The organism is Streptomyces sp. 2114.4 (assembly GCF_900187385.1).
In the GTDB taxonomy this organism is placed as follows: Bacteria; Actinomycetota; Actinomycetes; order Streptomycetales; family Streptomycetaceae; genus Streptomyces; species Streptomyces mooreae.
In genome coordinates, this window is the sequence record NZ_FYEY01000001.1 from 3,361,872 (window position 1) to 3,385,513 (window position 23,642).

At 71.6% G+C, this 23,642-nt stretch carries 17 protein-coding genes; 10 read left to right on the top strand and 7 right to left on the bottom strand.

The window, feature by feature from the left end; translation table 11 throughout:
- Positions 1 to 533 precede the first annotated feature (533 nt).
- Both CFW40_RS14575 and CFW40_RS14580 read right to left on the bottom strand, forming a co-directional pair.
- Positions 534 to 1,802, bottom strand: coding sequence for a helix-turn-helix domain-containing protein (locus CFW40_RS14575; protein ID WP_256331463.1), 1,269 nt, complete (start codon positions 1,800 to 1,802; stop codon positions 534 to 536).
- Between the two features lie 166 nt (positions 1,803 to 1,968).
- Positions 1,969 to 3,201, bottom strand: a complete 1,233-nt coding sequence (locus CFW40_RS14580) for an amidohydrolase family protein (RefSeq protein WP_088798330.1) — start codon at positions 3,199 to 3,201, stop codon at positions 1,969 to 1,971.
- A gap of 357 nt (positions 3,202 to 3,558) precedes the next feature.
- Between CFW40_RS14580 and CFW40_RS14585 the strand changes: the two genes are divergently transcribed.
- The 5 genes from CFW40_RS14585 to CFW40_RS14605 all read left to right on the top strand — a co-directional run bounded on the left by CFW40_RS14585 (position 3,559) and on the right by CFW40_RS14605 (position 10,191).
- Complete coding sequence (locus CFW40_RS14585; RefSeq protein WP_088798331.1) at positions 3,559 to 6,501, top strand: BTAD domain-containing putative transcriptional regulator; 2,943 nt, start codon at positions 3,559 to 3,561, stop codon at positions 6,499 to 6,501.
- Between the two features lie 210 nt (positions 6,502 to 6,711).
- On the top strand, positions 6,712 to 6,999 hold the full coding sequence (locus CFW40_RS14590; RefSeq protein WP_088798332.1) for a laminin G: 288 nt from the start codon (positions 6,712 to 6,714) through the stop codon (positions 6,997 to 6,999).
- A gap of 340 nt (positions 7,000 to 7,339) precedes the next feature.
- Entirely contained in the window at positions 7,340 to 7,543 is a 204-nt protein-coding gene (locus tag CFW40_RS14595; protein ID WP_088798333.1) for a hypothetical protein, read from the top strand.
- Between the two features lie 210 nt (positions 7,544 to 7,753).
- Positions 7,754 to 9,382, top strand: coding sequence for a class I adenylate-forming enzyme family protein (locus CFW40_RS14600; RefSeq protein ID WP_088798334.1), 1,629 nt, complete (start codon positions 7,754 to 7,756; stop codon positions 9,380 to 9,382).
- Between the two features lie 221 nt (positions 9,383 to 9,603).
- Positions 9,604 to 10,191 (top strand): TIGR03086 family metal-binding protein, encoded by a 588-nt coding sequence (locus CFW40_RS14605; protein WP_088798335.1) that lies wholly within the window; start codon positions 9,604 to 9,606, stop codon positions 10,189 to 10,191.
- Between the two features lie 128 nt (positions 10,192 to 10,319).
- Here CFW40_RS14605 and CFW40_RS14610 read toward each other — a convergent pair whose 3' ends face one another.
- Entirely contained in the window at positions 10,320 to 12,029 is a 1,710-nt protein-coding gene (locus tag CFW40_RS14610) for a FadD3 family acyl-CoA ligase (protein ID WP_088798336.1), read from the bottom strand.
- Positions 12,030 to 12,134: 105 nt separating this feature from the next.
- Here CFW40_RS14610 and CFW40_RS14615 point away from each other — a divergent pair, with 105 nt between their 5' ends.
- The 4 genes from CFW40_RS14615 to CFW40_RS14630 all read left to right on the top strand — a co-directional run bounded on the left by CFW40_RS14615 (position 12,135) and on the right by CFW40_RS14630 (position 15,902).
- Positions 12,135 to 13,286 (top strand): lipid-transfer protein, encoded by a 1,152-nt coding sequence (locus CFW40_RS14615; RefSeq protein WP_088798337.1) that lies wholly within the window; start codon positions 12,135 to 12,137, stop codon positions 13,284 to 13,286.
- A 117-nt stretch (positions 13,287 to 13,403) separates the two neighbouring features.
- On the top strand, positions 13,404 to 13,886 hold the full coding sequence (locus tag CFW40_RS14620; RefSeq protein ID WP_088802126.1) for a Zn-ribbon domain-containing OB-fold protein: 483 nt from the start codon (positions 13,404 to 13,406) through the stop codon (positions 13,884 to 13,886).
- Positions 13,883 to 14,716: an enoyl-CoA hydratase/isomerase family protein gene (locus CFW40_RS14625; RefSeq protein WP_088798338.1), complete on the top strand. Its 834-nt coding sequence runs from the start codon at positions 13,883 to 13,885 to the stop codon at positions 14,714 to 14,716. Before CFW40_RS14620 ends, CFW40_RS14625 begins: the two co-directional genes overlap by 4 nt.
- A 190-nt stretch (positions 14,717 to 14,906) precedes the next feature.
- Entirely contained in the window at positions 14,907 to 15,902 is a 996-nt protein-coding gene (locus tag CFW40_RS14630) for a hypothetical protein (RefSeq protein WP_088798339.1), read from the top strand.
- 114 nt (positions 15,903 to 16,016) lie between these two features.
- Here CFW40_RS14630 and CFW40_RS14635 read toward each other — a convergent pair whose 3' ends face one another.
- Positions 16,017 to 18,698, bottom strand: a complete 2,682-nt coding sequence (locus CFW40_RS14635) for a PQQ-binding-like beta-propeller repeat protein (protein WP_088798340.1) — start codon at positions 18,696 to 18,698, stop codon at positions 16,017 to 16,019.
- A gap of 1,016 nt (positions 18,699 to 19,714) precedes the next feature.
- On the opposite strand from CFW40_RS14635, the gene CFW40_RS14640 reads away from it, so the two are divergent.
- Positions 19,715 to 20,362 carry a TetR family transcriptional regulator gene (locus CFW40_RS14640; protein ID WP_088798341.1) on the top strand — a complete coding sequence of 216 codons (648 nt, stop codon included), beginning with the start codon at positions 19,715 to 19,717 and terminating at the stop codon, positions 20,360 to 20,362.
- A 297-nt stretch (positions 20,363 to 20,659) separates the two neighbouring features.
- On the opposite strand, the gene CFW40_RS14645 is transcribed toward CFW40_RS14640, so the two are convergent.
- The 3 genes from CFW40_RS14645 to CFW40_RS14655 all read right to left on the bottom strand — a co-directional run bounded on the left by CFW40_RS14645 (position 20,660) and on the right by CFW40_RS14655 (position 23,426).
- Complete coding sequence (locus CFW40_RS14645) at positions 20,660 to 21,130, bottom strand: nitroreductase family deazaflavin-dependent oxidoreductase (RefSeq protein ID WP_088798342.1); 471 nt, start codon at positions 21,128 to 21,130, stop codon at positions 20,660 to 20,662.
- The gene (locus tag CFW40_RS14650) at positions 21,130 to 22,620 is read right to left on the bottom strand and encodes an acyl-CoA dehydrogenase family protein (protein WP_088798343.1); all 1,491 of its coding nucleotides are present in this window, start codon (positions 22,618 to 22,620) and stop codon (positions 21,130 to 21,132) included. Before CFW40_RS14650 ends, CFW40_RS14645 begins: the two co-directional genes overlap by 1 nt.
- Positions 22,621 to 22,922: 302 nt before the next feature.
- On the bottom strand, positions 22,923 to 23,426 hold the full coding sequence (locus tag CFW40_RS14655; protein ID WP_088798344.1) for a hypothetical protein: 504 nt from the start codon (positions 23,424 to 23,426) through the stop codon (positions 22,923 to 22,925).
- Between the last annotated feature and the right edge of the window lie 216 nt (positions 23,427 to 23,642).

Here is a 23,642-nt window from a genome sequence, read left to right on the forward strand (position 1 = left end):
GCGGCATCAGACAAGGGGTGGGGGACCAAGGGGTGGAGCGACGGGGTCAGCCACAGGAAGAGCCGCAGCCGCCGTCCGACGCGGCCAGCCGCGCCCCTCTGCTTTCCGCCACGCGGCATACGTCCCGCAACGCCGAAGCCAACTGACAGGAAAGGAATCGCAGCTGCACAGCGGTCACGTCCCGACCGTCCAGTATGTCGGCCTCCGCTCATGCGCCACGAGATACGGCCGGACCATGACGGTGCCCTCGCCCCGCACGACCGGCTCTCGCGCCAGGCGCCCGGCCGTCGCAACGGCGCGGGGCCCCTCGGGATAGGCCCCCGCTGTCCGGCGGCGGCCTGGCGGCGGCAGCAATAACCGCAACAGCGGCTCGAAGATACGGGCGATACAGTGCGGCATGTCGACCTGCTTTCCTCAGGTTGGCCATGACCCGGGCAGCCATTGACGCGGCCGCGGGGGCATTCGGCAGACGTACGAGGACTGACCGTAGGGGCCCTGAGGAGGGAGAGGGGGCACACTTTGTGCCCCCTTGTTCAGGCTGCCAAGGTGCCGATCCTGACCGCGAGTTCGCTCGCCCGGCGCCGCTGGGCCGGGCTCTTGGAATCCGCTTCTTCCAGAACGATGCGTCGCGCATAGCCGTTGTACCGGACCGTTTCCGGTGCCGCCTCGTACGCCTTGCCCAGGGCTGCCAAGGCGGCCTCCGCCTGTCCGTCGAGTTGGTAGCCGCGTGCTTCCTCGATCCGGTGTCGCGCACGCCGGGGCCGGGAGGGGATCGTCGTCGTGTCCGCAGCGGCTGCCTGGCGCACGCTCTCCGCGCCCGCGTGCAACTCGACGGCGACGGTGACCGCGTGGGCTCCTATGACGCCTTGGGAGAACGAGGTCACGGGGTGGTAGTAATCGACGGGTAGCCGCTCCGCCATGGCACGTGCCGAATCCCAATATCGCCAGGCGGTTCCGGTGTCCCCCCGACGGGCTGCGGTATATCCCGCCTCGAATTGCAGCGCTCCGGCAATGGCGAGCACATCGTCGGTCGCATCCGGCAAGAACGCCTCCAGGTAGCGAAGCGTCTCCAGATTCACCGCGTCGGCAGCGTCGAAGTGTGCGTGCCCGCTGTCACGGTGCGCCTGCGTCGCCAGCCATGCCGAGACACCAATGGTGTGCGGGTCCTCGGATTCCTGGGCGGAGATCATTCCGCGCTCCACGACCCGCCACAGCAGTGACGCATCCGGCTGGTACGCGAGAAAGAACTGGCTCAGGCTGTACGCCTCGGACAGCAGTCGTTGCGCCACTCGCCGCTCGCTCGCCGTATCGGCTTGCCCTGCCGCCAGCTGCGCGTCCCGGATGAGCTCCGGCAGGAGAGCCCCGATGACGTCGCGATGGTTCGGCGCGGAATGCCGGGCAGCCCATGCGCGGACAAGGCGCTCTCGAAGGTGCGCCGGCGGGGGAGCTTCCTGTCGCGTCGTCAAGGGGAACGTATCGAGGGCCGCCCGCACCGCGGGAAGTCGGACGTGTCCGGGCCCGGCGAACAGGGCGATCGCCCTCGACTGATCACCCGTGAGTTCGGAGAGATCCCTGACCCTGAGGACTTCCGCGATTCGCAAGACCATGGGCAGCTTGGGCATCTGAAGGCGCCCGCCCTCGATCTGCTTGACCCAGCTCGGCGACTTCCCCAGCAGCCCGGCCAGGACATTGCGGCTCACCCCTCTACGGGTCCGCAGGATCTGCATGCGCTGACCAAAGGCAACCGGCTCGGCGAACGGGTCCGGCGTGGCATCTGAAGACGGCGTGGCATCTGAAGACACAGCCTTGCCCCTCTCTGTGCAGCTCGTCACTGTCAGAGTACGGGGCCGGTCTCACCTTGTTGATCCCTTGTGAAAACCGCTGCTGCGGTGGGTGCGGGGCAGACCGCCCACGGGCCCCGAAGCCGACCCCGCCCCCGTCACCCCTCGCCCCTCGCCCCTCGCCCCCTCAGGCTCCCCCCGCCGACGGCCCCCACAGCCCCTCCCCCGTCAACCCCAGCAGCGACATCGCGTTCCCCCGGACGATCCGTTCCACGACGTCCGGCGCGAGGTGTCCCATCTGCGATTCGCCGACCTCCTTCGACTTCGGCCAGGTCGAGTCGGAGTGCGGGTAGTCCGTCTCGTAGAGGACGTTGCCGACGCCGATCGCGTCCAGGTTCCGCAGACCGAAGGCGTCGTCGAAGAAGCAGCCGTAGACGTGCTCGGTGAAGAGTTCGGACGGCGGGCGGAGGACCTTGTCGGCGACGCCGCCCCAGCCGCGGTTCTCCTCCCAGACCACGTCCGCGCGTTCGAGAATGTACGGAATCCAGCCGATCTGACCCTCCGCGTACATCACCTTCAGGCTCGGGAAGCGGTCGAATTTGCCGCTCATCAGCCAGTCCACCATCGAGAAGCAGCAGTTGGCGAAGGTGATCGTGGAGCCGACGGCGGGCGGGGCGTCGGCCGAGGTCGAGGGCATCTTCGACGAGGAGCCGATGTGCATCGCGACGACCGTGCCGGTCTCGTCGCAGGCGCGCAGGAAGGGGTCCCAGTAGTCGGTGTGGATGCTGGGCAGCCCCAGGTGCGGCGGGATCTCGCTGAAGCAGACCGCCCGTACGCCACGGGCCGCGTTGCGCCGTACCTCCGCGGCCGCCAGCTCCGCGTCCCAGAGGGGGATGAGGGTCAGCGGGATCAGCCGCCCCTGCGCCTGCGGGCCGCACCACTCCTCCACCATCCAGTCGTTGTACGCACGCACGCCCAGCAGCCCCAGTTCGCGGTCCTTGGCCTCGGTGAAGGTCTGACCGCAGAAGCGGGGGAAGGTGGGGAAGCAGAGCGCGGACTGGACGTGGTTGACGTCCATGTCGGCCAGCCGTTCGGGCACGCTGAACGAGCCCGGACGCATCTGTTCGTAGGTGATGCCTTCGAGCTTGATGTCGTCGCGGGAGCAGCCGACGGCGGTGTCGAGGCGGGTCAGCGGCCGGTGCAGGTCTTCGTAGACCCACCAGTCGGCTATCGGACCGTCGTCCGACGGGTCGCCCATCTTTGGAGCGAACTTTCCGCCGACGAAGGTCATTTCCTTCACGGGCGCCCGGACGATGCGCGGGCCGGTGTCGCGGTACTTCGACGGGAGCCGGTCCCGCCAGACGTGTGGGGGCTCCACCGTGTGGTCGTCCACCGAAATGATCTTGGGGAAGGTCTCCATGGCGGATACGGTAGCGCTGATCTGACGGTCCGTCAGTATTGCGTCCGGGAATGGAACGTGGACAAGGGGCGCTGCTGGAAAGAGTCAGCAGCAGGACGGAGTGCGGCCCGAGCAGCGGAAGGGCAGGGCGCGGTGCATTTAGGGCGCACAGGGGCAACTACCGGCCAGAGGGCGCGCGGAAGCGGACCTTCCGCGCCTCCTTGTGCACTGGCGCATACACCTCCTGATCACCCGAGGAGGCTTTGTGCATGCTCCGGACCCCTACTGACGTAAGGGGCCCGGACAAGGCAGACTGACCGTTGCGCACGGTGAACCGATGCGAACGGTACGAACGGATGGCACAAGGCAGGGGGACACATGGACCACAGTCCGGGACAGGGGCGGGGGCGGCTCCGCTTCTCCGTGCTCGGTCCCGTGCGGGCCTGGCGCGGCGATGCACCGCTGGCGGCGGGCTCCCCGCAGCAGCGTGCGCTGCTTGCCGCACTGCTGCTGCGCGGCGGCCGTACCGCCACCGCACCCGAGCTTGTCGACGCGCTGTGGGGCGACGAACCGCCGCACGCCGCGCTCGCCGCACTGCGTACGTACGCCTCGAGGCTCCGCAAGGCGCTGGGTGATGACGCAGCCGCCTTGGTCAGTGAGTCCGGCGGCTATGCGATCCGCTCCGTGGACGGCCACCCGCTGGACCTGGACCTGGACCATGCCGAGCAGTACGCGGCCGAGGCCGAAAAGGCCAAGACCGCCGGCGATCGCGGCCGCGCCCGCAAGCTCCTCGACGACGCGCTCGCACTGTGGGCCGGCGAGCCCCTGGCCGGCCTTGCCGGCCCTTACGCCGACACTCAGCGCACCCGTCTCGACGAGTGGCGGCTGACTCTCCAGGAGACGCGCCTCGAACTCGACCTGGAGGCCGGCTGCCACGCCGAGGCGGTCTCCGAACTGACTGCCCTCACCGCCGCCCACCCACTGCGCGAGCGACTGCGGGAACTCCTCATGCTGGCGCTGTACCGCAGCGGCCGGCAGGCCGAGGCGCTGGCCGTCTACACCGACACCCGTCGACTCCTCGACGAGGAACTGGCCGTCGAGCCCCGCGCCTCGCTCTCGGAACTCCAGCAGCGGATCCTCCGGGCGGACGCCGACCTGGACGCGCCCCTGACGCTCAGCGACGGCGCGGACCACGCCGACCATGGCCTCGTCCGACCCCAACAGCTTCCTGCCACCGTCGCCGACTTCACCGGGCGCACCCCCTTCGTCGCCGAGCTGGGCGACCGGCTCGCCACCACCGAGGGCAGCGTGATGGCGGTCTCCGCACTCACCGGCATCGGCGGTGTCGGCAAGACCACCCTCGCCGTGCATGTGGCCCACGCCGCCCGCGAGCACTTCCCCGACGGGCAGCTCTACGCCGACCTGCAGGGCGCCGGACACAGCCCCGCCGAGCCCGAGGCCGTGCTCGGCGCCTTCCTGCGCGCCCTCGGCACCCCGGACTCCGCCATCCCCGACGGCCTGGAGGAACGCTCCGCCCTCTACCGCTCCACCCTCGCCGGCCGCCGCGTGCTGGCCCTGCTGGACAACGCCCGGGACGCCGCACAGATCCGCCCGCTGCTCCCCGGCACCGAGGGTTGCGCAGCGCTGATCACCAGCCGCGCGCGCATGATAGATCTCGCCGGGGCGCACCTGATCGACCTCGATGTGATGAGCCCCGACGAGGCGTTCACCCTCTTCACTCTCATCGTCGGAGAAGAACGGGTGAACGCCGAGCGCGAGGCCTCGATGGACGTAGTCGGCGCCTGCGGATTTCTCCCACTCGCCATCCGCATCGCTGCCTCCCGTCTGGCCTCCCGTCGTACCTGGACGGTCTCCGTGCTCGCCAGCAAACTGGCCGACGAGCGCCGCCGTCTGGACGAACTGCGGGCCGGCGACCTCGCCGTCACGGCCACCTTCGAACTGGGGTACGGGCAGCTCGAACCCCAGCAGGCGCGAGCCTTCCGGCTGCTGGGTCTGGCCGACGGCCCGGACATCTCCCTGGCCGCAGCCGCCGCCCTCCTCGACATGGACGGCGATACGACCGAGAGCCTGCTGGAATCCCTCGTCGACACCTCGCTGCTGGAATCCGCGGCACCCGGACGCTACCGCTTCCACGACCTCGTACGCCTCTACGCCCGCTCCTGCGCCGAGCGCGACGAACAGCCGCCGGCGGAGCGCGATGCCGCGGTGTCTCGCCTCCTGGACTTCTACCTGGCGACAGCTGCGCACAGATACCCTCTCGAACGCCCCGGCGACATCCTGGTCGACCACATGGAGACTCCGCACTATCCCGGGCTGGTCTTCGAGGACCGCTCCGAGGCGATGAGCTGGTTGTTCAGTGAAACCAGATGCCTGATCGCCTGCGCGCTCCAGAACACCGCACCGGGCTCCCTGCGACGTGCCGTCGATTTGCTGGTGCTCACCAGGGACATGGCCGACTCCGGTGCCAGCAACCGGCAGTTCGAGCAAGCCAGTCTCACCCTGCTCGCCGCCGCGTTGAAGGCCGACGACCAGCACGCCGCGGCTCGCGTGCACTGGATCCTCGCCCCCATCTACACCCAGTCCGGGCGGCTCAGCGAGGCCGATGAGCACGCAAAGCTGGCAACGCTGCGCGGGCTGTCCGCCGGCGACGACTTCTCCGCCTGCAACGGACTCAACGACCGGGGCATCATCGCCAGTATCGAGAGTCGGCTCGAGGAAGCGGATGCCTACCTGAACCAAGCCCTCCTCTCCTACCGTGACATCAACAACCGGCAGTCGGAGGCGAGCGCGCTCTGCAACCTCTCCCGCGTCCATCTGGACACCGGCCGGGTGGACAGCGCGGTTGCCCTCGCCGAGCAGGGGGTCGCGCTGTACGAGGAGTGCGGTGCCTCGCGACGGCTGGCCAACGGCAAGTACAACCTGGGCATGGCCCTCACCCTGGCCGACCGGCTGGAGGAGGCCACCCAGCAACTGACCGAGGCCCTCGTCAGCTTCCAGGACACCCGGCAGCGGTTCTGGGAGGGCATGACGTATCTGCGCCTCGCAGAGGTGGAACTGGCGGCACATCAGCCTGCGAAGGCTGCCAACTACGCTGAACTGGCGGTCGCCGCGCTCCGTAGTAGCGGTGGAGACCGCTGGCGCGCCAGCGCACTCGCGGTACTCGGAAGCGCTCTGGGCGAGATCGGTCACACTGGGCGCGCACAGGTCTGCCAGCAGGAAGTGCAGACGATTCACAAGAGGCTGGGCCTGCCACAGGGCAGCGGTTCGCAGCGGTTTCCCGTCTCGATGCCTGTCGCGTAGCGGCATCCGAGGCACGCCCTTCCGGCGTTTATCGATCGTTCATCGCCACACGGCAGTCTCTTCTCAACCGATCCGCCGCCTCGGGGGGCAAGCGGCTCGGTGAGCGAGCCCCACCGATAAGGTGTTCGGCCGCGGTTCGCCCGTCCGGCGACCCACGGGGGAGTTGCCGGGCGGGTGCTCCAAAAGCGCCCACACGTAGGAGTTGATCGTATGGCCACCGAGAACCAGTCTCGCCCGGGTGACGAGAAGGATGTCGTCAAGCCGCTCGACAGCACGCGTCCGATCCAGCCCATGGACAGCACCCGTCCGATCCAGCCCATGGACAGCACGCGCCCCATCCAGCCCATGGACAGCACGCGCCCCATCCAGCCGCCGGACAGCACCCGTCCGATCCAGCCGGCTGACAAGCGCGGTCCCGTCGGCGGTGCCGCCGCGCCCGCTGACGGTCACTCCGTGACGGCGAAGGACAGCACTCGGCCGATCATCGACCCGCAGTAGTCGACATAGGCGTCAAGTGAGCCTGGGGATCGGGGGGATACCCGGGAGGGCCCCGGGGGACGAGACTCGGGGAACGGGGGAAGTACGGGGGAAGTACGGGGGATCAGGGGGGACCGAAGGGGCCAGCCTCGATGACATTCCAAGGGGGGAGTCATCGAAGTCGGCCCCTTCTGCGTGCGTCGGCGCAGAAGGGTCCTTGCTGCGGGGACCCGGGCCGGCGCCGCGGCGACCGGCTGGCAATTCCCCTCATTCAGCAGCTATTTCAGGACACCTGATCGAATGTACGGCCTATGACCGGCAAGCTTCTGTTGTTCATGAATCGCCCCTTCAAGGAGTTCAGATGACCCGATTCACGCGCACGCTCGTTACCGTCGCCCTTGCGGCCGCTGCCGCCGGCGGCGCCGCGACTCCGGCCCTGGCCGACAGCCACACCCCCGCCGCCCCGGGCTTCGCGGCCCAGGACAGCACCATGCCCATAGCCGCCAACGTGGCCACCCCCGACAACCACATTCCGGTCGCGCCCCAGGGGTCCGTCCAGCACTGACCGAACGCAGCACCGCCCCTGCACGGGGCCCGGGCCCGTCGCGCCGCGACGGGCCCGCTCGGTTTCCGGCAGCCGCTCCACCTGCCGCGCAGATCCCTTCCACACTTGACTGACGGTTCGTCAGTTCGCTGCTACAGTCGCGCCATCCGCCCCCGGTGCTCCCGCCGGGCCCGGCCACGTTCCGCCCTGCTCACAGCCAGGAGGCGCGCCGTGTTCGAACCCTCCCGTATTCACACGCTCTGGGAACTGGTCGAGTACCGGGCGCGGGTCTCGCGCGGGGCGCCGATGTTCTTCGACGGGGACGGGCGGAGCGTCACCTTCGACGGGGTGCGCGACGAGGCGCTGCGGGTGGCGGGCGGGTTCCGGGAGTTGGGGATCGGGGCCGGGACGCGGGTGGTCTGGCAGTTGCCGACGCGGATCGAGACGGTGGTGGCCTCGCTGGCGCTGGCTCGGCTCGGGGCCGTACAGACGCCGGTCATCCCGCTGCACCGGGAGCGCGAGGTCGGTTTCATCCTGGCGGAGTCGGCGGCGGAGTTCGTGCTCTTACCGGGCGTGTGGCGGGGGTTCGACCACACCGCGATGGTGCGGAAGCTCGCCGGGGACGGGGTGCGGGTGGTCTCGGTGGCGGGCGGGTTGCCGCAGGGGGACCCGGGGGCGTTGCCGCAGGGGGAGCCGGGCGCGTGGGGTGCCCCTGCCGGAGCGGGCGAGGGGCGGGCGGCAGACGACGGGCCGGGAGAGGACGAGGGGCAAGGTGGTGGCGCCGGGCGGGCGAGCTGGGTCTACTACACCTCGGGCACCACCTCGTCGCCCAAGGGCGTCGAGCACACCGACGCCACTCTCCTCGCCGGTGGCATCGGACTGGCCACCGCGCTCGGGATGTCCGCGGACGACATCGGCTCGATCGCCTTCCCCTACGCGCATATCGCCGGCCCGGACTATGTCATCGCCATGCTGGTCAGCGGGTTTCCCGCAGTCATTCTGGAGAGCTTCGAGCCGGGCCGCGCGGCCGCCGTCTACCGGCGCCACGGGGTGACGATGGCCGGCGGCAGCACCGCCTTCTACCAGGCGTTTCTCGATGAGTCGCGGCGCTGTCGGCAGCGGCTGCCGCGGGCCGGGCGGTTGATTCCCTCGCTGCGGCTGCTGTCCGGCGGCGGGGCCCCGATGCCCCCGGAGCTGTATGCGGCCGCCGGGCGGGAGCTGGGCTGCGCGATCGTGCACGGGTACGGCATGACCGAGTGCCCGATGATCACGATGGGCACGCCGTACGACAGCGATGAGCAGTTGGCGCGGACCGTGGGCAAGCCGGTGGTGGGGGCGCAGGTTCGGATCGTCCTGCCGGACGGGAGCGAGGCCGGAACCGGGGAGTTGGGTGAGGTGACGCTCAAGGGGGCGATGCTCTTCCGGCGGTACACGGACCCGGCGCTGACCGCCGCGGCGTTTGCCCCCGACGGCTCCTTCCGCACCGGTGACCTGGGGTATCTGCGTCCCGACGGGCATCTGGTGCTGACCGGGCGGCTGAAGGACATCATCATCCGCAAGGGCGAGAACATCTCCGCGCAGGAGATCGAGGAGCTGGTGCGCACCCACCCGGCGGTGGCGGACGCCGCGGTGATCGGGCTGCCGGACCGGGAGCGCGGCGAGCGGGTGTGCGCGGTGGTCACGCCCGCCGATCCGGCCGCGCCGCCGCTGAGCCTGGACGGGCTGACCGCGCATCTGCGGGCGGCCGGGCTGATGACGCAGAAGCTGCCGGAGCAGCTGGAGATCGTCGGTGAGCTGCCGCGCGGCGGGCCGCTGAACAAGGTGCTCAAGGCGTCGCTGCGGGAGCGGTATACGGCATAGCCATGGCGGTGTGCCGGTAGCGGTGTACGACGTGGCCGTGGCGGTGCTGCGGTAGCGCCATCGGTAGCGGTATACGGAGTAGCCGGGGCGCCGCGGCGGTGTGGCGATGAGTTCCGGGGGCCCGTGGAGTCTTCACTGGGAATGGCGCCGGAGGTGTGCGCGGTACGCGTCCGGGGCCGGCCCCGGCAGAACACCCCCGGCAGGACGGAAGGACCCGGACGATGACCGAGACGATCGACTTCGCGGCACAGGCCCGGCTGGTATCGCAGCTCGCGGCCCGGACCGCCGATGAACAGCTCGATGCCCCCACCCCCTGCGAGGCGTACGCGGTGCGCCATCTGCTGGGCCACCTCGTCGGCCTGGCCGCGGCGTTCCAGGAGGCGGCGCGCAAGGACCTCGGGCCGATGACGAGCGTCAGCCCCGGTGCGACGGAGCCCGATGTGGAGCCCGGCTGGCGCACCGAGCTGGACCGGAATCTGCAGGGCATGGTGGAGGCCTGGCACGCCCCGGAGGCCTGGGAGGGCGAGACCCAGGCGGGCGGCGTGACCCTTCCCGCGGCCATGGCGGGCCGGATCGCGCTCAACGAGCTGGTACTGCACGGCTGGGACCTGGCGCGCGCCACCGGTCAGGAGTACGCGCCCGACACCGCCAGTCTCGGGGTCTCGTATGCGCTGCTCACGCAGTTTGCCGAGAGCCCGGAGCGCGGGCCGTTCGGCCCACCGGTGGCGGTGGCAGCGGGGGCACCGCTCCTCGATCAGGCGGTGGCGCTCAGCGGCCGTCGGCCCGACTGGGCGCCGCCGGGGTCGTAGCCGGGGCCGTAGCCGGTGTCATCGGCGGTGCGGCAGCAACCTCGGTGGACGGCAGCCTCGGCCGTACTGCCGCCTGAGTCGTGCGGCAGCCTCGGCGGTAAGGCGGCCCGAACGGCACCGCAACCGGATCACGCCGGAGCCGGCCCCGGGGCTCCGTTCCGCAGCAGGGTCTTGAGGATCTTGCCGCTGGCGTTGCGCGGGAGTGCGGTGACGAAGGTGACCTCCCGCGGGACCTTGTAGTTGGCCATCTCCCGGCGGGACCAGGCGATCAGATCGTCGGCGGTGAGCAGGGAGCCGGCGCGGCGGACCGCATAGGCCTTGCCGACCTCGCCGAGGCGGGGGTCGGGTATGCCGACGACGGCGACCTCGGCGATGTCCGGGTGGCGGCCGAGAAGTTGCTCTATTTCGGCGGGATAGGCGTTGAAGCCGCCGACGATGAACATGTCCTTGATGCGGTCCGTGATCCGGAGGTTGCCCGTCGCGTCCAGGACGCCCACATCGCCGGTGCGCAGCCAGCCGTCGGGGGTGATCACCTGGGCCGTGGCGGCCGGGTCCTCGAAGTAGCCGGACATCACGTGGTAGCCGCGGACGTACACCTCGCCGGGTTCGCCGGGCGGCACCGGGCCGCCCGCGGCGTCGACGATCCGGACCTCGGTGCCGGGTATGGCCCGGCCCGAGGTCGTGGCGATGACGTCGGGCGGATCGCCGCGGCGGCACATCGTGACGACGCCGGAGCTCTCGGACAGGCCGTACGCCGTCAGGACGGTGGAGACCTTCAGCTCGCTGCGCAGCCGCTCGACCAGTTCCAGGGGGACCACGGCGGCGCCGGTGACCACCACGCGCAGCGCGGAGAGGTCGTGCAGGCCGCGGGCGGGGTGGTCGAGGAGCTGCTGGTGGAGGGTGGGCGGGCCGGGGAGTACGGAGATCCGCTCGGCGGCGATATTGGCGAGCGCGGTCTCCACGCCGAAGACGGGTTGCGGCACCATCGTCGCGCCGCGCAGCAGACAGGCGATGATCCCGGCCTTGTAGCCGAAGGTGTGGAAGAACGGGTTGACGATCAGATAGCGGTCGCCCTCACGGAGGCCGGCCAGTTCGCTCCACACGGCGTAGGCGCGCAGGGTCTGGGCGTGCGTGATCACCGCGCCCTTGGGGCGTCCGGTGGTGCCGGAGGTGAAGATGATGTCCGAGGGGGCGTCGGGGAGCAGCGCATCGGCCCGGCCGCGGACCGTTTCCGGGGACACCGTCGCGCCGCCGGCGAGGAAGTCCGGCCGGGCGGCGAAACCGGCGGGGGCGTCCCCGGAGAGCACCACGGCCTTCTCCAGCCGCGGCAGTCCGGGCAGCGGGCCGCGGCCGGGGCCTTCCTGGGCGGCGCGGCGGAGCGAGGCGACGTAGGACGTGCCGAGGAAAGTGCCGGTGACGAAGAGGAGCTTGGCGCGGGTGCGGCGCAGGACGTAGGCGGCCTCGGCGCCCTTGAAGCGGGTGTTGACGGGGACGAGGACGGCTCCGGCGGTGACGGCCCCGAGGGCGGAGACGATCCAGTCGAGGGTGTTGGGCGCCCATACGGCGACGCGGTCGCCGGGCGCGACCCCCGAGGCGATACAGGCGGCCGCGGCCTCCTCCACCCGCGCGCCGAGCTCGGCGTACGACACCCGGGTACGGCCCTCGACCACGGCCTCCCGGGAGGCGTAGCGCCGGGCGGCCGCCCGCACCAGCCGGGGGATGGTGCCGTACTCCAGATCCGCCCGCGTCCCCACACCCGCCTGGGCCTCCAGGCCGCTCTGAGACTCCAGGTCCCCCTCAGGCTCCGGATCCGCCCGCGCCTCCAGGTCGTCGCGCATCGCGTCGCCTCCCGCCGAAGAGCCCTGCGCCACTAGCTGACTGCCCGTCAGATTAGCGGTAGCCTCCTCCGCTGTCAGTACTGACGACCGACCGTGGAGGTGGCGATGGGGGCGACCCTCAAGGACGCTACGGCGATAGCCGGCATCGGGCAGACACCGTTCGCCAAACGACTCGGCGCCTCCGAGAAGACCTTGGCCTGCCGGGCGATCGTCGCGGCGCTGGACGACGCCGGAATCGCCCCCTCGGAGGTGGACGCCTTCGCCTCCTACACCATGGAGGAGACCGACGAGGTCGAGATAGCCAAGGCCATCGGCGCCGGGGACGTCACCCACTTCTCCAAGGTCGGCTACGGCGGCGGCGGTTCCTGCGCGACGGTGGCCCATCTGGCCGCCGCCATCGCCACCGGCCAGGCGAACGTCGGCATCGCCTGGCGGTCCCGCAAGCGCGGTTCGGGACCGCGCCCCTGGAAGAACACCCAGGTCCAGCTGCCCACCCCGGGACAGTGGACCCGCCCCTTCGGACTGCTGCGCCCGGCCGACGAGATCGGCATGCTGGCCCGCCGCTACATGCACGAATACGGCGCCACCCGCGACCACCTCTTCAACGTCGCGCTCGCCTGCCGCAACCGCGCCAACCAGAACCCGGCCGCGATGATGTACGAGCGCCCGCTGACCCGCGAGATGTATATGACCGCCCGCTGGATCAGCGAGCCGCTCTGCCTCTTCGACAACTGCCTGGAGACGGACGGCGCACTGGCCTGTGTCGTGGTCTCCGCCGAGCGGGCCCGCGACTGCCGGCAGCGGCCCGTCTACGTCCACTCCGCGGCCCAGGGCCTGCCCGCCCAGCACCACGGCATGGTCAACTACTGGAACGACGACCCGCTCACCGGCCCCGCCTGGACCGCCGCCCGGCAGCTGTGGAAGGGCGCCGACCTCGGACCGCAGGACGTCGACGTGGCACAGATCTATGACGCCTTCACCCCCCTGATCCCCCTCTCCCTGGAGGGATACGGCTTCTGCGGCCGCGGCGAGGGCGCGGCCTTCACCGAGGGCGGCGCGCTGGAGATCGGCGGCCGGCTCCCCCTCAACACCGCCGGCGGCGGCCTCTCCGAGGCGTACGTCCACGGTTTCAACCTCATCACCGAAGGCGTCAAGCAACTGCGCGGCACCAGCACCGCACAGGTACCCGGCGCCGCCACCTGCCTGGTCACCGCGGGCGAGGGCGTCCCCACCTCGGCCCTGCTGCTAAGGAGTTGATACGCCATGAGCGCCCATGACGCCGTCGAGTCCGCCGAGCCCGCCGAGTCCACCGAGTCCACCGTGACCGCCCTCTCTGCCCCGTCGGCCGACTCCGCCGAGTCCGTTCGCAACGCCATGTCCCCGATCGTGACACCCGCCACTGACAATCGGCCCGACAGCACCGCCGGCCTGCTGCTTCCCGTCGCCGACGACGACGGCGCGCCCTTCTGGGAGTACGCCGCCCAGGGTGAACTGCGCATCCAGGCCTGCTCCGGCTGCGACGAACTGCGCTTCCCGCCCCGGCCCTGCTGTCCGCACTGCCAGTCGTTCGCCGCGCACTGGCAGCGGATGAGCGGCCGCGGCCGCATCTGGTCCTATGTGCTGCCGCATCCGCCGCTGCTGCCCGCGTACGCCGCCCTGCCGGGCTACAACGCGATCGTCGTGGAACTGGCCGACGCCCCGCACATCCGCCTGGTCGGCAACCTCGTCGCCGACGCCGACGCCCCCCTCAACTCCGTCGACCCGGCGCGGCTGCGCATCGGCGCCCCGGTGAAGGCCGCCTTCCACACCGCGCCGGGAGGCGTGACCGTACCCCGCTGGCTCCTGGAGCGCCCATGACGATTCGCACCCGGACCGAGGGCGGGGTCGCGCTGGTCACCCTCGACCGGCCCGAGCGGCACAACGCCATCGACCTCGGCACGGCCGCCGAACTCGCCGCCACCTGGCGGGCATTCCGCTTCGACGACACCGTACGGGCCGCGGTGGTCACCGGTGCCGGCGGCCGGGCATTCTCCACCGGCCTCGACCGCTCCGCCGCCGACGTCCCCCAGCCGCCCTCGCCCTACTCCCTCGACGACCCACTGCTCCACATCGGCCCGAAGGCCAACGACCTGTGGAAGCCGGTCATCGCCGCCGTCGACGGAATGGCCTGCGGCGGCGCCTTCTACCTCCTGGGCGAGGCCGATTTCCTCATCGCCTCCGAGAACTCCACCTTCTTCGACCCGCACACCACCTACGGGATGGTCAGCGCGTACGAGTCCATCCTCATGGCGCAGCGGATGCCCCTGGGGGAAGTCGCCCGGATGGCCCTGATGGGGACCGCGGAGCGGCTGGGCGCGGCCCGTGCGTACGAGATCGGACTGGTCTCCGAGCTGACCGCGCCCGGCGCCGCGGCCGAGGTGGCGCTGCGTCGCGCGGCCGTGCTCGCCGACCGGCCGACCGAACCGGTCCAGGGCACCGTACGCGCCCTGTGGGCGGCCAAGGAGGCGGCCAGGGCACAGGCCCTAACGCACGCCCCCCAGCTGATCGCGCTGGGCAACCTGCCCCCGGACCGCCAGGCCGGGCTGTTCGCCGCCCGCACGCGCCACGGCGGCCAGGAGGGCGGGCAGGACAACGGCCAGGACGGCGAGCGGGACGGCAGCCAGGGCAGCGGGCCACTGGTCGGATGACCCTTACACCGGCGGGCTCGTTTCCCTTACCCGCACTTCTCGCGGGCGTACTTCTCCCCGACCCGATTCCTCTCGGACGTACTTCTCCCAGACGTACTTCTCCCAGACGTACTTCTCTCGCGGGCGCGGAGGGTCCGGCGTAGCGTCGGTCACGGAGGATGACCGGACGACTCGAAGCGAGGCGACGCCCGTGGTGCGCAACGTTTTGGGGTCGCTGATCGCCCTCGCCGGAGCGGCGGCCGCCGTATGGAGCCCCTTCCGTCCCTGGTACGACGGCCGTCACGGCAGCGACGTGCGGATCGAAGACCTCTTCAACGGCATCACCCGCAACGGCGCCGCGCTCTTCGGCTCCGTCCTCCTGCCCATGGCGTTCGCCGCCCTGCTGACCCTGATCGGGGTTGCCCTGCGCTCCCGGGCGCTGATCACCGTCGCGGGGCTGGTGGTACTCGGTTTCACGATCCTGTGGATGGTCCGCCAGGGGCAGGCCACCAGCGAGCTGACGGCCGGGGCCCGTGGCCTCGGGGCGGGCGTGGCGAGCGCACTGGGCGGCGGCGCACTGCTGCTGCTCGGCGCCCTGACCATGCGCGGCCGGGGCCGACGGGTCCGTGGCCGCGGCTATGACGAGCAGCAGTACGACGACGGGCGCTACGGCCCCTCCGCACACGACGACCCCTACGGCCGGCGCGCGCCCTACGACCCGTACACGCCCTACCCCCCGGGGACGCCCGAGCCATGGGACGCGGGCCGTCCGGGGGCGGAGGAGTGGAACCCCGAGCCATACCCGAGCGGCCCCGGCCCCGGCCCCGGCCCCGCCGGCCACCCGGCGGGCCCCGCGGCGCCCGGCGGACCCGGCCGCGGCGCCCCCGGCCCGTACGAGGACACCCCCACCTCTCCCCTGCCGGTCACACCGCCACCACCACCGCCCGCGCAGCACCAGCAGCCACCCGGTCCACAGCAACAGCCGCAACAGCCCCAGCAGCCACATCCACAGGCGCCACCGCCACCGCCGCCCACCATGCCGGCCCATCAGCAGCCCCCCACGCCCCCCGTGGAGTGGGGCAAGGAGCAACGGCAGCCGCCGCACCCCTTCCAGCCCGGACAGGCCGGCCAGGGCGAGCAGGGTGGCCGGGGCGAGCAGCCCGGACCCTCCCAAGGGCCCGAACAGCCCCCGGAGGACCGGGAGTAGCGGCGGAACACGGCGAGCTCACGACCACCACGTCACAGCCCCGACGTCACCACCGCCACGTCATCACGACCCCGACGTCCCGCCCGCCGCGCCAGGTCACGCCCCCACGCCACCTCACGCCCGCCGCGCCAGCCCCGTCCCCTTGGCGGCGTCCAGCGCGTACACACAGCGGTCCTTGCTGCAGGCGTACACCACACCGCCGACCGCCACCGGCGAGCCGGTGATCTCGCCGCCGGTCGCCAGCTTCCAGCGCAGCTGGCCGCCCATCGCATCGAGCGTGTAGAGGCAGTGGTCGGCCGAGCCGAAGTGCACCCGGCCCTCCGCGACGACCGGTGCGCCGACGACCTCCGCGCCGGCCTGGAACCGCCAGCGCGGGGTGCCGGTCACCGCGTCCAGTGTGTAGAGCGCCTTACCGCTGCCCAGGTGGACCGCGCCATGGGCGACCAGTACCGGTTCGGTGGACTGCCGCGCCTCGGTGGCGATCCGCCAGCGGTCGCGGCCGTCCGCCGGGTCCAGCGCGTAGACCGTGCCGAGGTAGTCCGCCAGATAGACCCCGCCGCCGGTGACGGCCGGGCCGGGGGCGAAGGCGGGCGGGCTCAGGAACACCGCGGGCGCCTCGAAGTGCCAGCGCACATCGCCGCGGGCGATATCGATCGCCAGCACCCGGGTGCCGGCCACGACGTAGACCACGCCGTCCGACGCGGGCAGCAGCCGTACCGGCACCCCACCGCAGGACGCGGCGTCGCCCACCGGGTACGACCAGCGCTCGGCGCCGGTTCGCGCCTCCAGCGCCTTCAGCCGTGCGTCGGCCCAGACGAAGACCGTGCCGTCGTGCACCACGGGTGCGGCCTCGGCGGTCTCGAAGTCGGTCTGGACGCCACCGGTCTCCCACAGCCGTTCGCCGGTGGCCGCCTCCCAGGCCTGGACTCCGCCGCCCCGGGTGCTGGTGACCACGGTCCCGCGGTCGACCTGGAGGGCGTAGACCCAGCCCTCGGTGTGCAGCCGCCAGCGCTCGGCGCCGTCGTCGGCGTTCAGCGCGTACAGGCTCGGGCCGTCCGAGGCGTGGATCCGGCCGTCCGCGACCGCCATCGCCCAGGCGACGTCACGGGTCTTGAACTTGCGGCGCCCGCTGGCCACGTCGAGCGCATGCACCTCGAAGGACGTGACGTACAGCAGGTCGTCGGCGACGGCCGGGGTGCCCCACACATCGTTCGACATCCGGAACCGCCAGGGGCGCCAGCGGCCGGGCTCGGCGGGCGGCGCCTCGGGCGGCGGGGGCGGCGCGGCCTCGCCGCGGGCCGGGCTCTCCGCGGCCGCGGCACCGCCGGTCGGGCCCTGCGCCGGTACACCGGTCACGGGTCCGGTACCGGGCGGCCGTACCCAGTTCGTCGCGGCACCGGCCTGCCCACGCGGCTGCGGGCCCGGGGCGTCGGCGCGCGGCCCCGGCCCTATCGGAGCGGCTGAGCCCCCCAGGTGTACGGGACCGGCGGCACCGTCCCCGGAGACGGCCGGCGGCGCGGCGGACAGTGCGGCGGCGGGGGACGGCGAAGCGGCGGACGACGGCGGGGCGGTGGGCGGCGCCGCGGAGACCGGGGTCACCCGGGCCGCCGAGACGTCCGGGCCGAGCGCCGCGGGCTGCGGCATCGGGCCGGGGTTGCCACCGCGCGGGTCGGTGCCCCGGTGCGCACCGGGGCCCGCGCCGACATGGCCGGGCCAGCCGGACTCCGCGCCGACCGGTGCGCTCTCCGGCCGCGGCGGTGCCTGGGCCGGCTGCGCCGCGGGCACCGGAGGCGCCGCGGGCGGGGACGACGGGACGGGCGGATGCGGCGGCGCGGCACGGCCGGTGCTGCGCCCGGAGCCGGCCCGCTGGCCGCCGTTCGCCACGGTGGAGCGGCCGCCGCGGCGGCCTTCGATGAGCGCCACCGCTCCGGGCGGCAGCCAGGCCGAGGCGGTACCGCTGTCGTCGCTGCCGGAGCCGAAGAGATGCGGTGCGAGCTGGGACTGCAGATCGGCGGGGGACGGCCGCTGGCCGGCCTCCATCTGCATACAGGACTCCATCAGCGGCCGCAGTTCGTCCGGCAGCCCGGCCAGGTCGGGCCCCTCACGCAGCAGCATGAAGACGGTCTCGACGGGGTTGGCGCCGTGGAAGGGCGCATGACCGGTGGCGGCGAAGACCAGCGTCGAGCCGAGGGAGAAGACATCGCTCGCGCCCGTCACGCTGCGCGAGTCACGGGCCTGCTCGGGCGACATGTAGGCGGGGGTGCCCACGGCGACGTTGGTCATCGTCAGCCGGGTGTTGGACACCCCGGAGGCGATCCCGAAGTCGATCACCCGGGGGCCGTCCTCGACGACCAGCACGTTCGACGGTTTCAGGTCACGGTGCACCAGGCCGGCGCCGTGGATGGACTGCAGCGCCTCGGCGATCCCGGCCGCCAGCCACCGCACCGCCTGGGCCGGGAGCGGCCCGCACTCATTGACTATTTCCTCGAGGGAGGGCGCGGGGACGTAGGCCGTCGCGAGCCAGGGCACCGCCGCGCGCGGATCGGCGTCCACCACCGCGGCCGTGTAGAAACCGCTGACCGCGCGGGCCGCCTCGACCTCGCGTGTGAAGCGGACCCGGAACAGCTGGTCCTCGGCGAGCTCGGTCCGCACGGTCTTGATCGCCACGCGCCGGCCGGACGCCGAGCGCGCCAGATAGACCAGTCCCATGCCGCCGGCCCCGAGACGGCCGAGCACCTCGAACGGGCCGATCCGCCGGGGATCGTGCTGCGTCAGCTGCTTCAGCTGCTCCACCACTTGCCTGCCACCTCCCCGTGGGGCGTAAAAAGAGACTCTCAAAAGCCACGAGCCGCCGAGAGCCACTGCCCCGTGCAGCGTCTCCCCGCCTGCGGCGAGGACTGTCGATACGGCCGTACGCGTGCTGATTGTTCCTGGCCGGGCCGACGGTTGCGAACCCGGGGCCCGTCCGCCGTGTCACGGCATGCCCTCCGCGGCCGGTACCGGGACCGTTACCCGATGTAACCCAACCACGCCTGACGTGCTGCGATACGTCACCTGACGAGTGGATACCACGCGGGTTACCGGCAAGTTACCGATCCACCACGCGCGACACCGCCCGAAGTGCGGACGTTCACCACTCCGTTTGACGGGCCTACTGGAGAAGCGGTTCGCCCTCCGCGACGCCCGGTGGCCGTAGTGGCCGTAGTGGCCGTAGTGGCCGCACCGGCCACAACCATGATGCTCGCCCGGCTGCGCACGCCCTCCCCCGGCCAGTCGCGCCGTCCCCGACAGTCAGGCCATCCCCACCGGCCATGCCATCCCCCCGTTCCCGGTCATGCCATCCCCCGTCGTCGCTCCCGGCCCAGCGGCTCAATTCTGCGCGTTCGAAGGTCATTTCGGTGTCATGACACCTGGCGTGGCGCCGTATCCGGCATCCGGGCAGGCCGGAGAGCCGACCGCCGCGGCAGCCAGATGTCCAAGCTAGCTCCGTTTTGTACGATTCACCCGTCGGGAATTCGCACACGTGAACGATTCCGCCGGAGCCTGCGAACGGTGAAGCAGCGGAGCCAATGTTCAACTGACGGCCATCGCGGGACACTTGCCGCGCGGACGGTGACCACTTATCCACCAAAGTTGTCCACAGCCTGTTGATAACACTCTTCACCGGTTCGGACCAAGCAGGGCGGCGCGAGGCACGGTCACGGACGGGCCCGCCACCAGCACACTCACGGGGGCTGTGCACCCCGAACTCCCCCATCCCCATTTGCAGGCAGCCAAATCGCGCTCCGATCACCCCTCGGTAAGCTGACGGCATGACAGGACAAGTTCGAACCGTCGACGGCAGAGTTGCCGGCCGCCGCGGACAGGCGACGCGGCAAAAGCTTCTGGACTGCCTCAGTGAAATGCTCAGTTCGTCCCCCTATCGGGACGTCAAGGTCATCGATGTAGCCCGAAAAGCGGGGACTTCACCCGCAACGTTCTATCAGTACTTCCCGGACGTCGAGGGCGCCGTCCTCGAAATCGCCGAGGAGATGGCCAAAGAAGGCGCCACTCTGACCGATCTTGTCGCCGGACGCTCCTGGGTGGGCAAGTCCGCGTGGCAGGCGGCAGAGGACCTGGTCGAGGGCTTCCTCTCCTTCTGGCGGAAGCACGACGCGATTTTGCGCGTGATCGACCTGGGCGCGGCCGAGGGTGACAAGCGGTTCTACAAGATCCGCATGAAGATCCTCAATGCCGTCACCAACTCCCTTACGGATTCGATCAAGGAACTGCAGAGCAAGGGCAAGCTCGACAAGGACGTGAGTGCGCCCGCGATGGCCGGCTCACTTGTCGCGATGCTGGCGGCGGTCGCCGGGCACCAGAAGGGTTTCCAGAGCTGGGGCGTGAAGCAGGCCGAGCTCAAGCCGAATCTGGCGCTGCTGGTGCACCTCGGCGTCACCGGCAAGAAGCCGACCAAATAGCGAAGAGCGAATAGCAGCGAATAGCGAAGCCACCGAGAATGCCTCCGGGAAGACATCCGAGGAAGAGGAAGCGGCCGATGAAGCTGCTACCGAGACTTCCGCACCTCGAAGTCCCGGAGTTGTCGGGGTGGTTCGCCGTCTGTCCGGTATCCGTCCTGCCATAGCTGTACCGCACACACAGCGGGCGTCGCGCGGCCCCTCCGGGGTTCGCCGCGGCGCCCGCTGTGTGCATGAGGAAACGGAGGGACGAGGTAAAGCGGAGGGGCAAGGGCCAAGCCCCGCTGCGCACCGGCCGGCTCACCGCCGCTCCAGCCGGAAGAGCCGGATCTCCCGCGCCACCCGCGCCTGATACGTGGCGTACGGCGGCCAGAACGCCAGCGCCGCCCGCCAGGCCTGCGCACGTTCCTCCCCGGTGAGCAGCCGCGCCCGCACCGGGATGTCCCGGCCGCGCCAACTCACCTCGGCCTCCGGGTTCTTCAGCAGGTTGCCGGTCCACGCCGGATGCCCCGGCCGCCCGAAGTTGCTGCCGACCAGCAGCCAGCCGCCGTCCTCTTCCGGCAGGCACGCCAGCGGAGTACGCCGCGGCAGCCCGCTCCTGGCTCCGGTCGCGGTCAGCACCACACCGGGCAGCATCCGGGCGCTGAGCAGCACCTTTCCGCGGGTCAGACGGTGCACCGCACGGTCCAGAGCGGGGATGACGTGCGGTGCGGTCCGGGCGAACGTACGGGTCGCGGAGACCTTCTGGAGCCATCGCTCGCCCCGCGGCATCAGGCCTCCACCGCCTCTGCCGTACGGGCTCCCACCGGCGCCTCCCCGGCATCGGGGCGCACGGGCGACCCCCCGCTTTCACCCGCCCCACGGTCACCGCTGGGCTGCCCTCCACTCCCCCCGGCACCACGGTCACCGCTGCCCCTTCTGCCTCCGTCGGCCTGCCCCGCCCCTCCCGTGAACAGCCCCGCCTCCTCGGCGGCCCGCGCCCGGAGCCGGTGTACGGGCCCCAGCAGCAGTTCATCGCCGGCCGCACGCTTGAAGTACAGATGCGCCTCGTGCTCCCAGGTGAAGCCGATGCCGCCGTGCAGTTGCACCGCCTCGGCCGCCACCGCACGCAGCGCCTCCAGCGCCTGCGCCAATGCCAGCGCCCCTGCACCGGGCTCGGCCGCACCGGACGCCCCCGGGGCGCCCTGCCCCCCTGGCCTTCCGCCGCCCGCCGCCCAGGCCGCGTAGTACGTCGCCGAGCGCGCCGCCTGCAGCGTCACATACAGATCGGCGAGCCGGTGCTGCACCGCCTGGAAGGAGCCGATGGGCCGGCCGAACTGCTCGCGCTCCCGGACGTAGGCGACGGTACGGGCCAGCGCCGCATCGGCCGCCCCGACCGCCTCGGCGGCCAGCACCGCGGCCGCCGTCACCCCGGTCGCGGCGAGCGCGGCGGCCACCGCCGTCCCGTCGCCGCCCCCCTCCCCGTACGGGCAACCCTCCCCGTCCACCTCCCCAAGCAACTCGGCCGGCACGTCCCGCAGTTCGAGGCGTGCCAGCGGACGGGTCTCGTCCAGCGCGGTCTGCCGGATCCGCAGCAGACCGGTCGTACCGGGCGCACTTGCCCCCTCGGCGTGCGCGTGCCGGCTGTCCGGCCGGGCCTCCGGGCCGAGTGCCGCCGCCCGCACGAGGAACAGCAGGGTACGGCTGCGCGCGAACCCACCGGTGTGCGCGGCCACCACCAGCACCTCCGCAGTGTGGCCGTTCAGCACCTGCCCGGTCTCCCCGTACAGCCGCCACGTTCCGTCCTGCCTCCGCGCCTGAACCCCGCCGGCCCGGCCGCCGCCCGCCCAGTCGCCGTCATTCGGCCCGGTCAGCCCCAGTGCGGTGGCCAGCTGCCCGGCCGGTACGGCGAGCGTTCCGGTCAGCTCCCCGCCGGCGAGGCCCGGCAGCAGTTCGCCGCGCTGGCGTTCGCTGCCCAGTGCGAGGATCAGCGGCGCGGCCAGTGCGGCGGTGGCGATCAGCGGCGAGGGAAGGACGGCGCGACCGGTCTCCTCGCAGGCCAGGGCGAGTTCGGTGGGCCCGCAGTCCACCCCGCCGTATGCGGCGGGCAGCGCCAGACCGGGCAGGCCGAGCTCGGCGGCGAGCCGGTGCCACACCTGCGGGTCGTACCCGGGCGGGGTGCGTACGGCCGCCTTGACCTGGTCCGGACCACAGTGATTGAGCAGCAGTTCGCGCAGGGTGCGGCGGATTTCGTGCTGCTCCTCGGTGAACGCGGCATCCATCGCGGGCTCCTCCCGGCCGTGCGACACCCCCCGTCCGGTCCGACGGGCTGGCTCACTCCCGCTATCGATCTGACGGGCCGTCATAGTAGGGACGGGGGGTGCACTTTCCTAGGGGAGACACCCCCTGGGCCGAGTCCGCGAGTCGTCGGGGCCCCGGGGCGCGCGCTCTTCACGGCTCACGAGGGCGGCGCCCGGTGACGGTGCCCGATAACGGCGCTCGCCCTCGCCGTGCGGCCGAAGCCGGGGGCGAGGGCGAGGACGAAGGCGAGGGCGAGCGCTGTTAGGGGGCGCCGCCCTTCCCGTCAGAGGATGAGATGGACCGTGAAGTGCGTTTCCGTGTCGCTGGCATTGACGGCGTGGAGGTAGCCGTGCGCCGTGCGGTAGCGGCCCGTGCCCCCGGTGATCGCCAGGTCGATGTTGCCGGGGCCGGCGGTGGTGACGTTGATCCGGCCTTGCACGGTGAGCTGCCCCTGGGGGAGGGACAGATCGGCCGCGCACTGCAGGTCGAACTGGTCAACGGGTTCGAAGCGGGTCAGCGTGCAGATCTCGCTGTAGGTGCCGACCACGGTGCTGCCACTGAGGAGATTTCCGCTGAGGACGAATTCGTCCCCCAGACTCGGCCCGCCCGACCCGTCCACATCGACGAGGCCGCCCTGAGTCTGCTTCGCGACCAGCTGGAAGACTTCCTCTCTCGGGGGATTGGGCCCGGGTCCACTGCCGGTGACTGCCGACGCCGAGGGCGCACAGAAAAGAAGTGCAGCAAATCCGGTGACCGCACTCAGAGCGACATGCTTGAAGTGACGCACGGTTTTCTCCTCTGGGACTGGAAGGGAAATGCATTGGCTAGGGCCATGAAATGCGGTAATGGCTCAGTGATGAACGGACCGATATCGCAGGGATGCCATGAAGCCGGGCATCCCGGCTCGCCGGCCCGCCACCCCTGTCCCGCCGGGGGTTCGGTGTTCCGGGGGGCCGCTCCGGCCTGCCGGGTCCGCCACCCGGCAGGCCGGTCGTGACGCGCG

Excerpts from the sequence above, each read along its gene's own strand:
- CFW40_RS14625 (WP_088798338.1), top strand. The coding sequence starts at position 13,883 with ATGACGATTCGCACCCGGACCGAGGGCGGGGTCGCGCTGGTCACCCTC.
- CFW40_RS14605 (WP_088798335.1), top strand. The coding sequence starts at position 9,604 with ATGACCGAGACGATCGACTTCGCGGCACAGGCCCGGCTGGTATCGCAG.
- CFW40_RS14595 (WP_088798333.1), top strand. The coding sequence starts at position 7,340 with ATGACCCGATTCACGCGCACGCTCGTTACCGTCGCCCTTGCGGCCGCT.
- CFW40_RS14620 (WP_088802126.1), top strand. The coding sequence starts at position 13,404 with ATGTCCCCGATCGTGACACCCGCCACTGACAATCGGCCCGACAGCACC.
- CFW40_RS14615 (WP_088798337.1), top strand. The coding sequence starts at position 12,135 with ATGGGGGCGACCCTCAAGGACGCTACGGCGATAGCCGGCATCGGGCAG.
- CFW40_RS14650 (WP_088798343.1), bottom strand. The coding sequence starts at position 22,620 with ATGGATGCCGCGTTCACCGAGGAGCAGCACGAAATCCGCCGCACCCTG.
- CFW40_RS14610 (WP_088798336.1), bottom strand. The coding sequence starts at position 12,029 with ATGCGCGACGACCTGGAGGCGCGGGCGGATCCGGAGCCTGAGGGGGAC.
- CFW40_RS14580 (WP_088798330.1), bottom strand. The coding sequence starts at position 3,201 with ATGGAGACCTTCCCCAAGATCATTTCGGTGGACGACCACACGGTGGAG.
- CFW40_RS14585 (WP_088798331.1), top strand. The coding sequence starts at position 3,559 with ATGGACCACAGTCCGGGACAGGGGCGGGGGCGGCTCCGCTTCTCCGTG.
- CFW40_RS14590 (WP_088798332.1), top strand. The coding sequence starts at position 6,712 with ATGGCCACCGAGAACCAGTCTCGCCCGGGTGACGAGAAGGATGTCGTC.
- CFW40_RS14645 (WP_088798342.1), bottom strand. The coding sequence starts at position 21,130 with ATGCCGCGGGGCGAGCGATGGCTCCAGAAGGTCTCCGCGACCCGTACG.
- CFW40_RS14640 (WP_088798341.1), top strand. The coding sequence starts at position 19,715 with ATGACAGGACAAGTTCGAACCGTCGACGGCAGAGTTGCCGGCCGCCGC.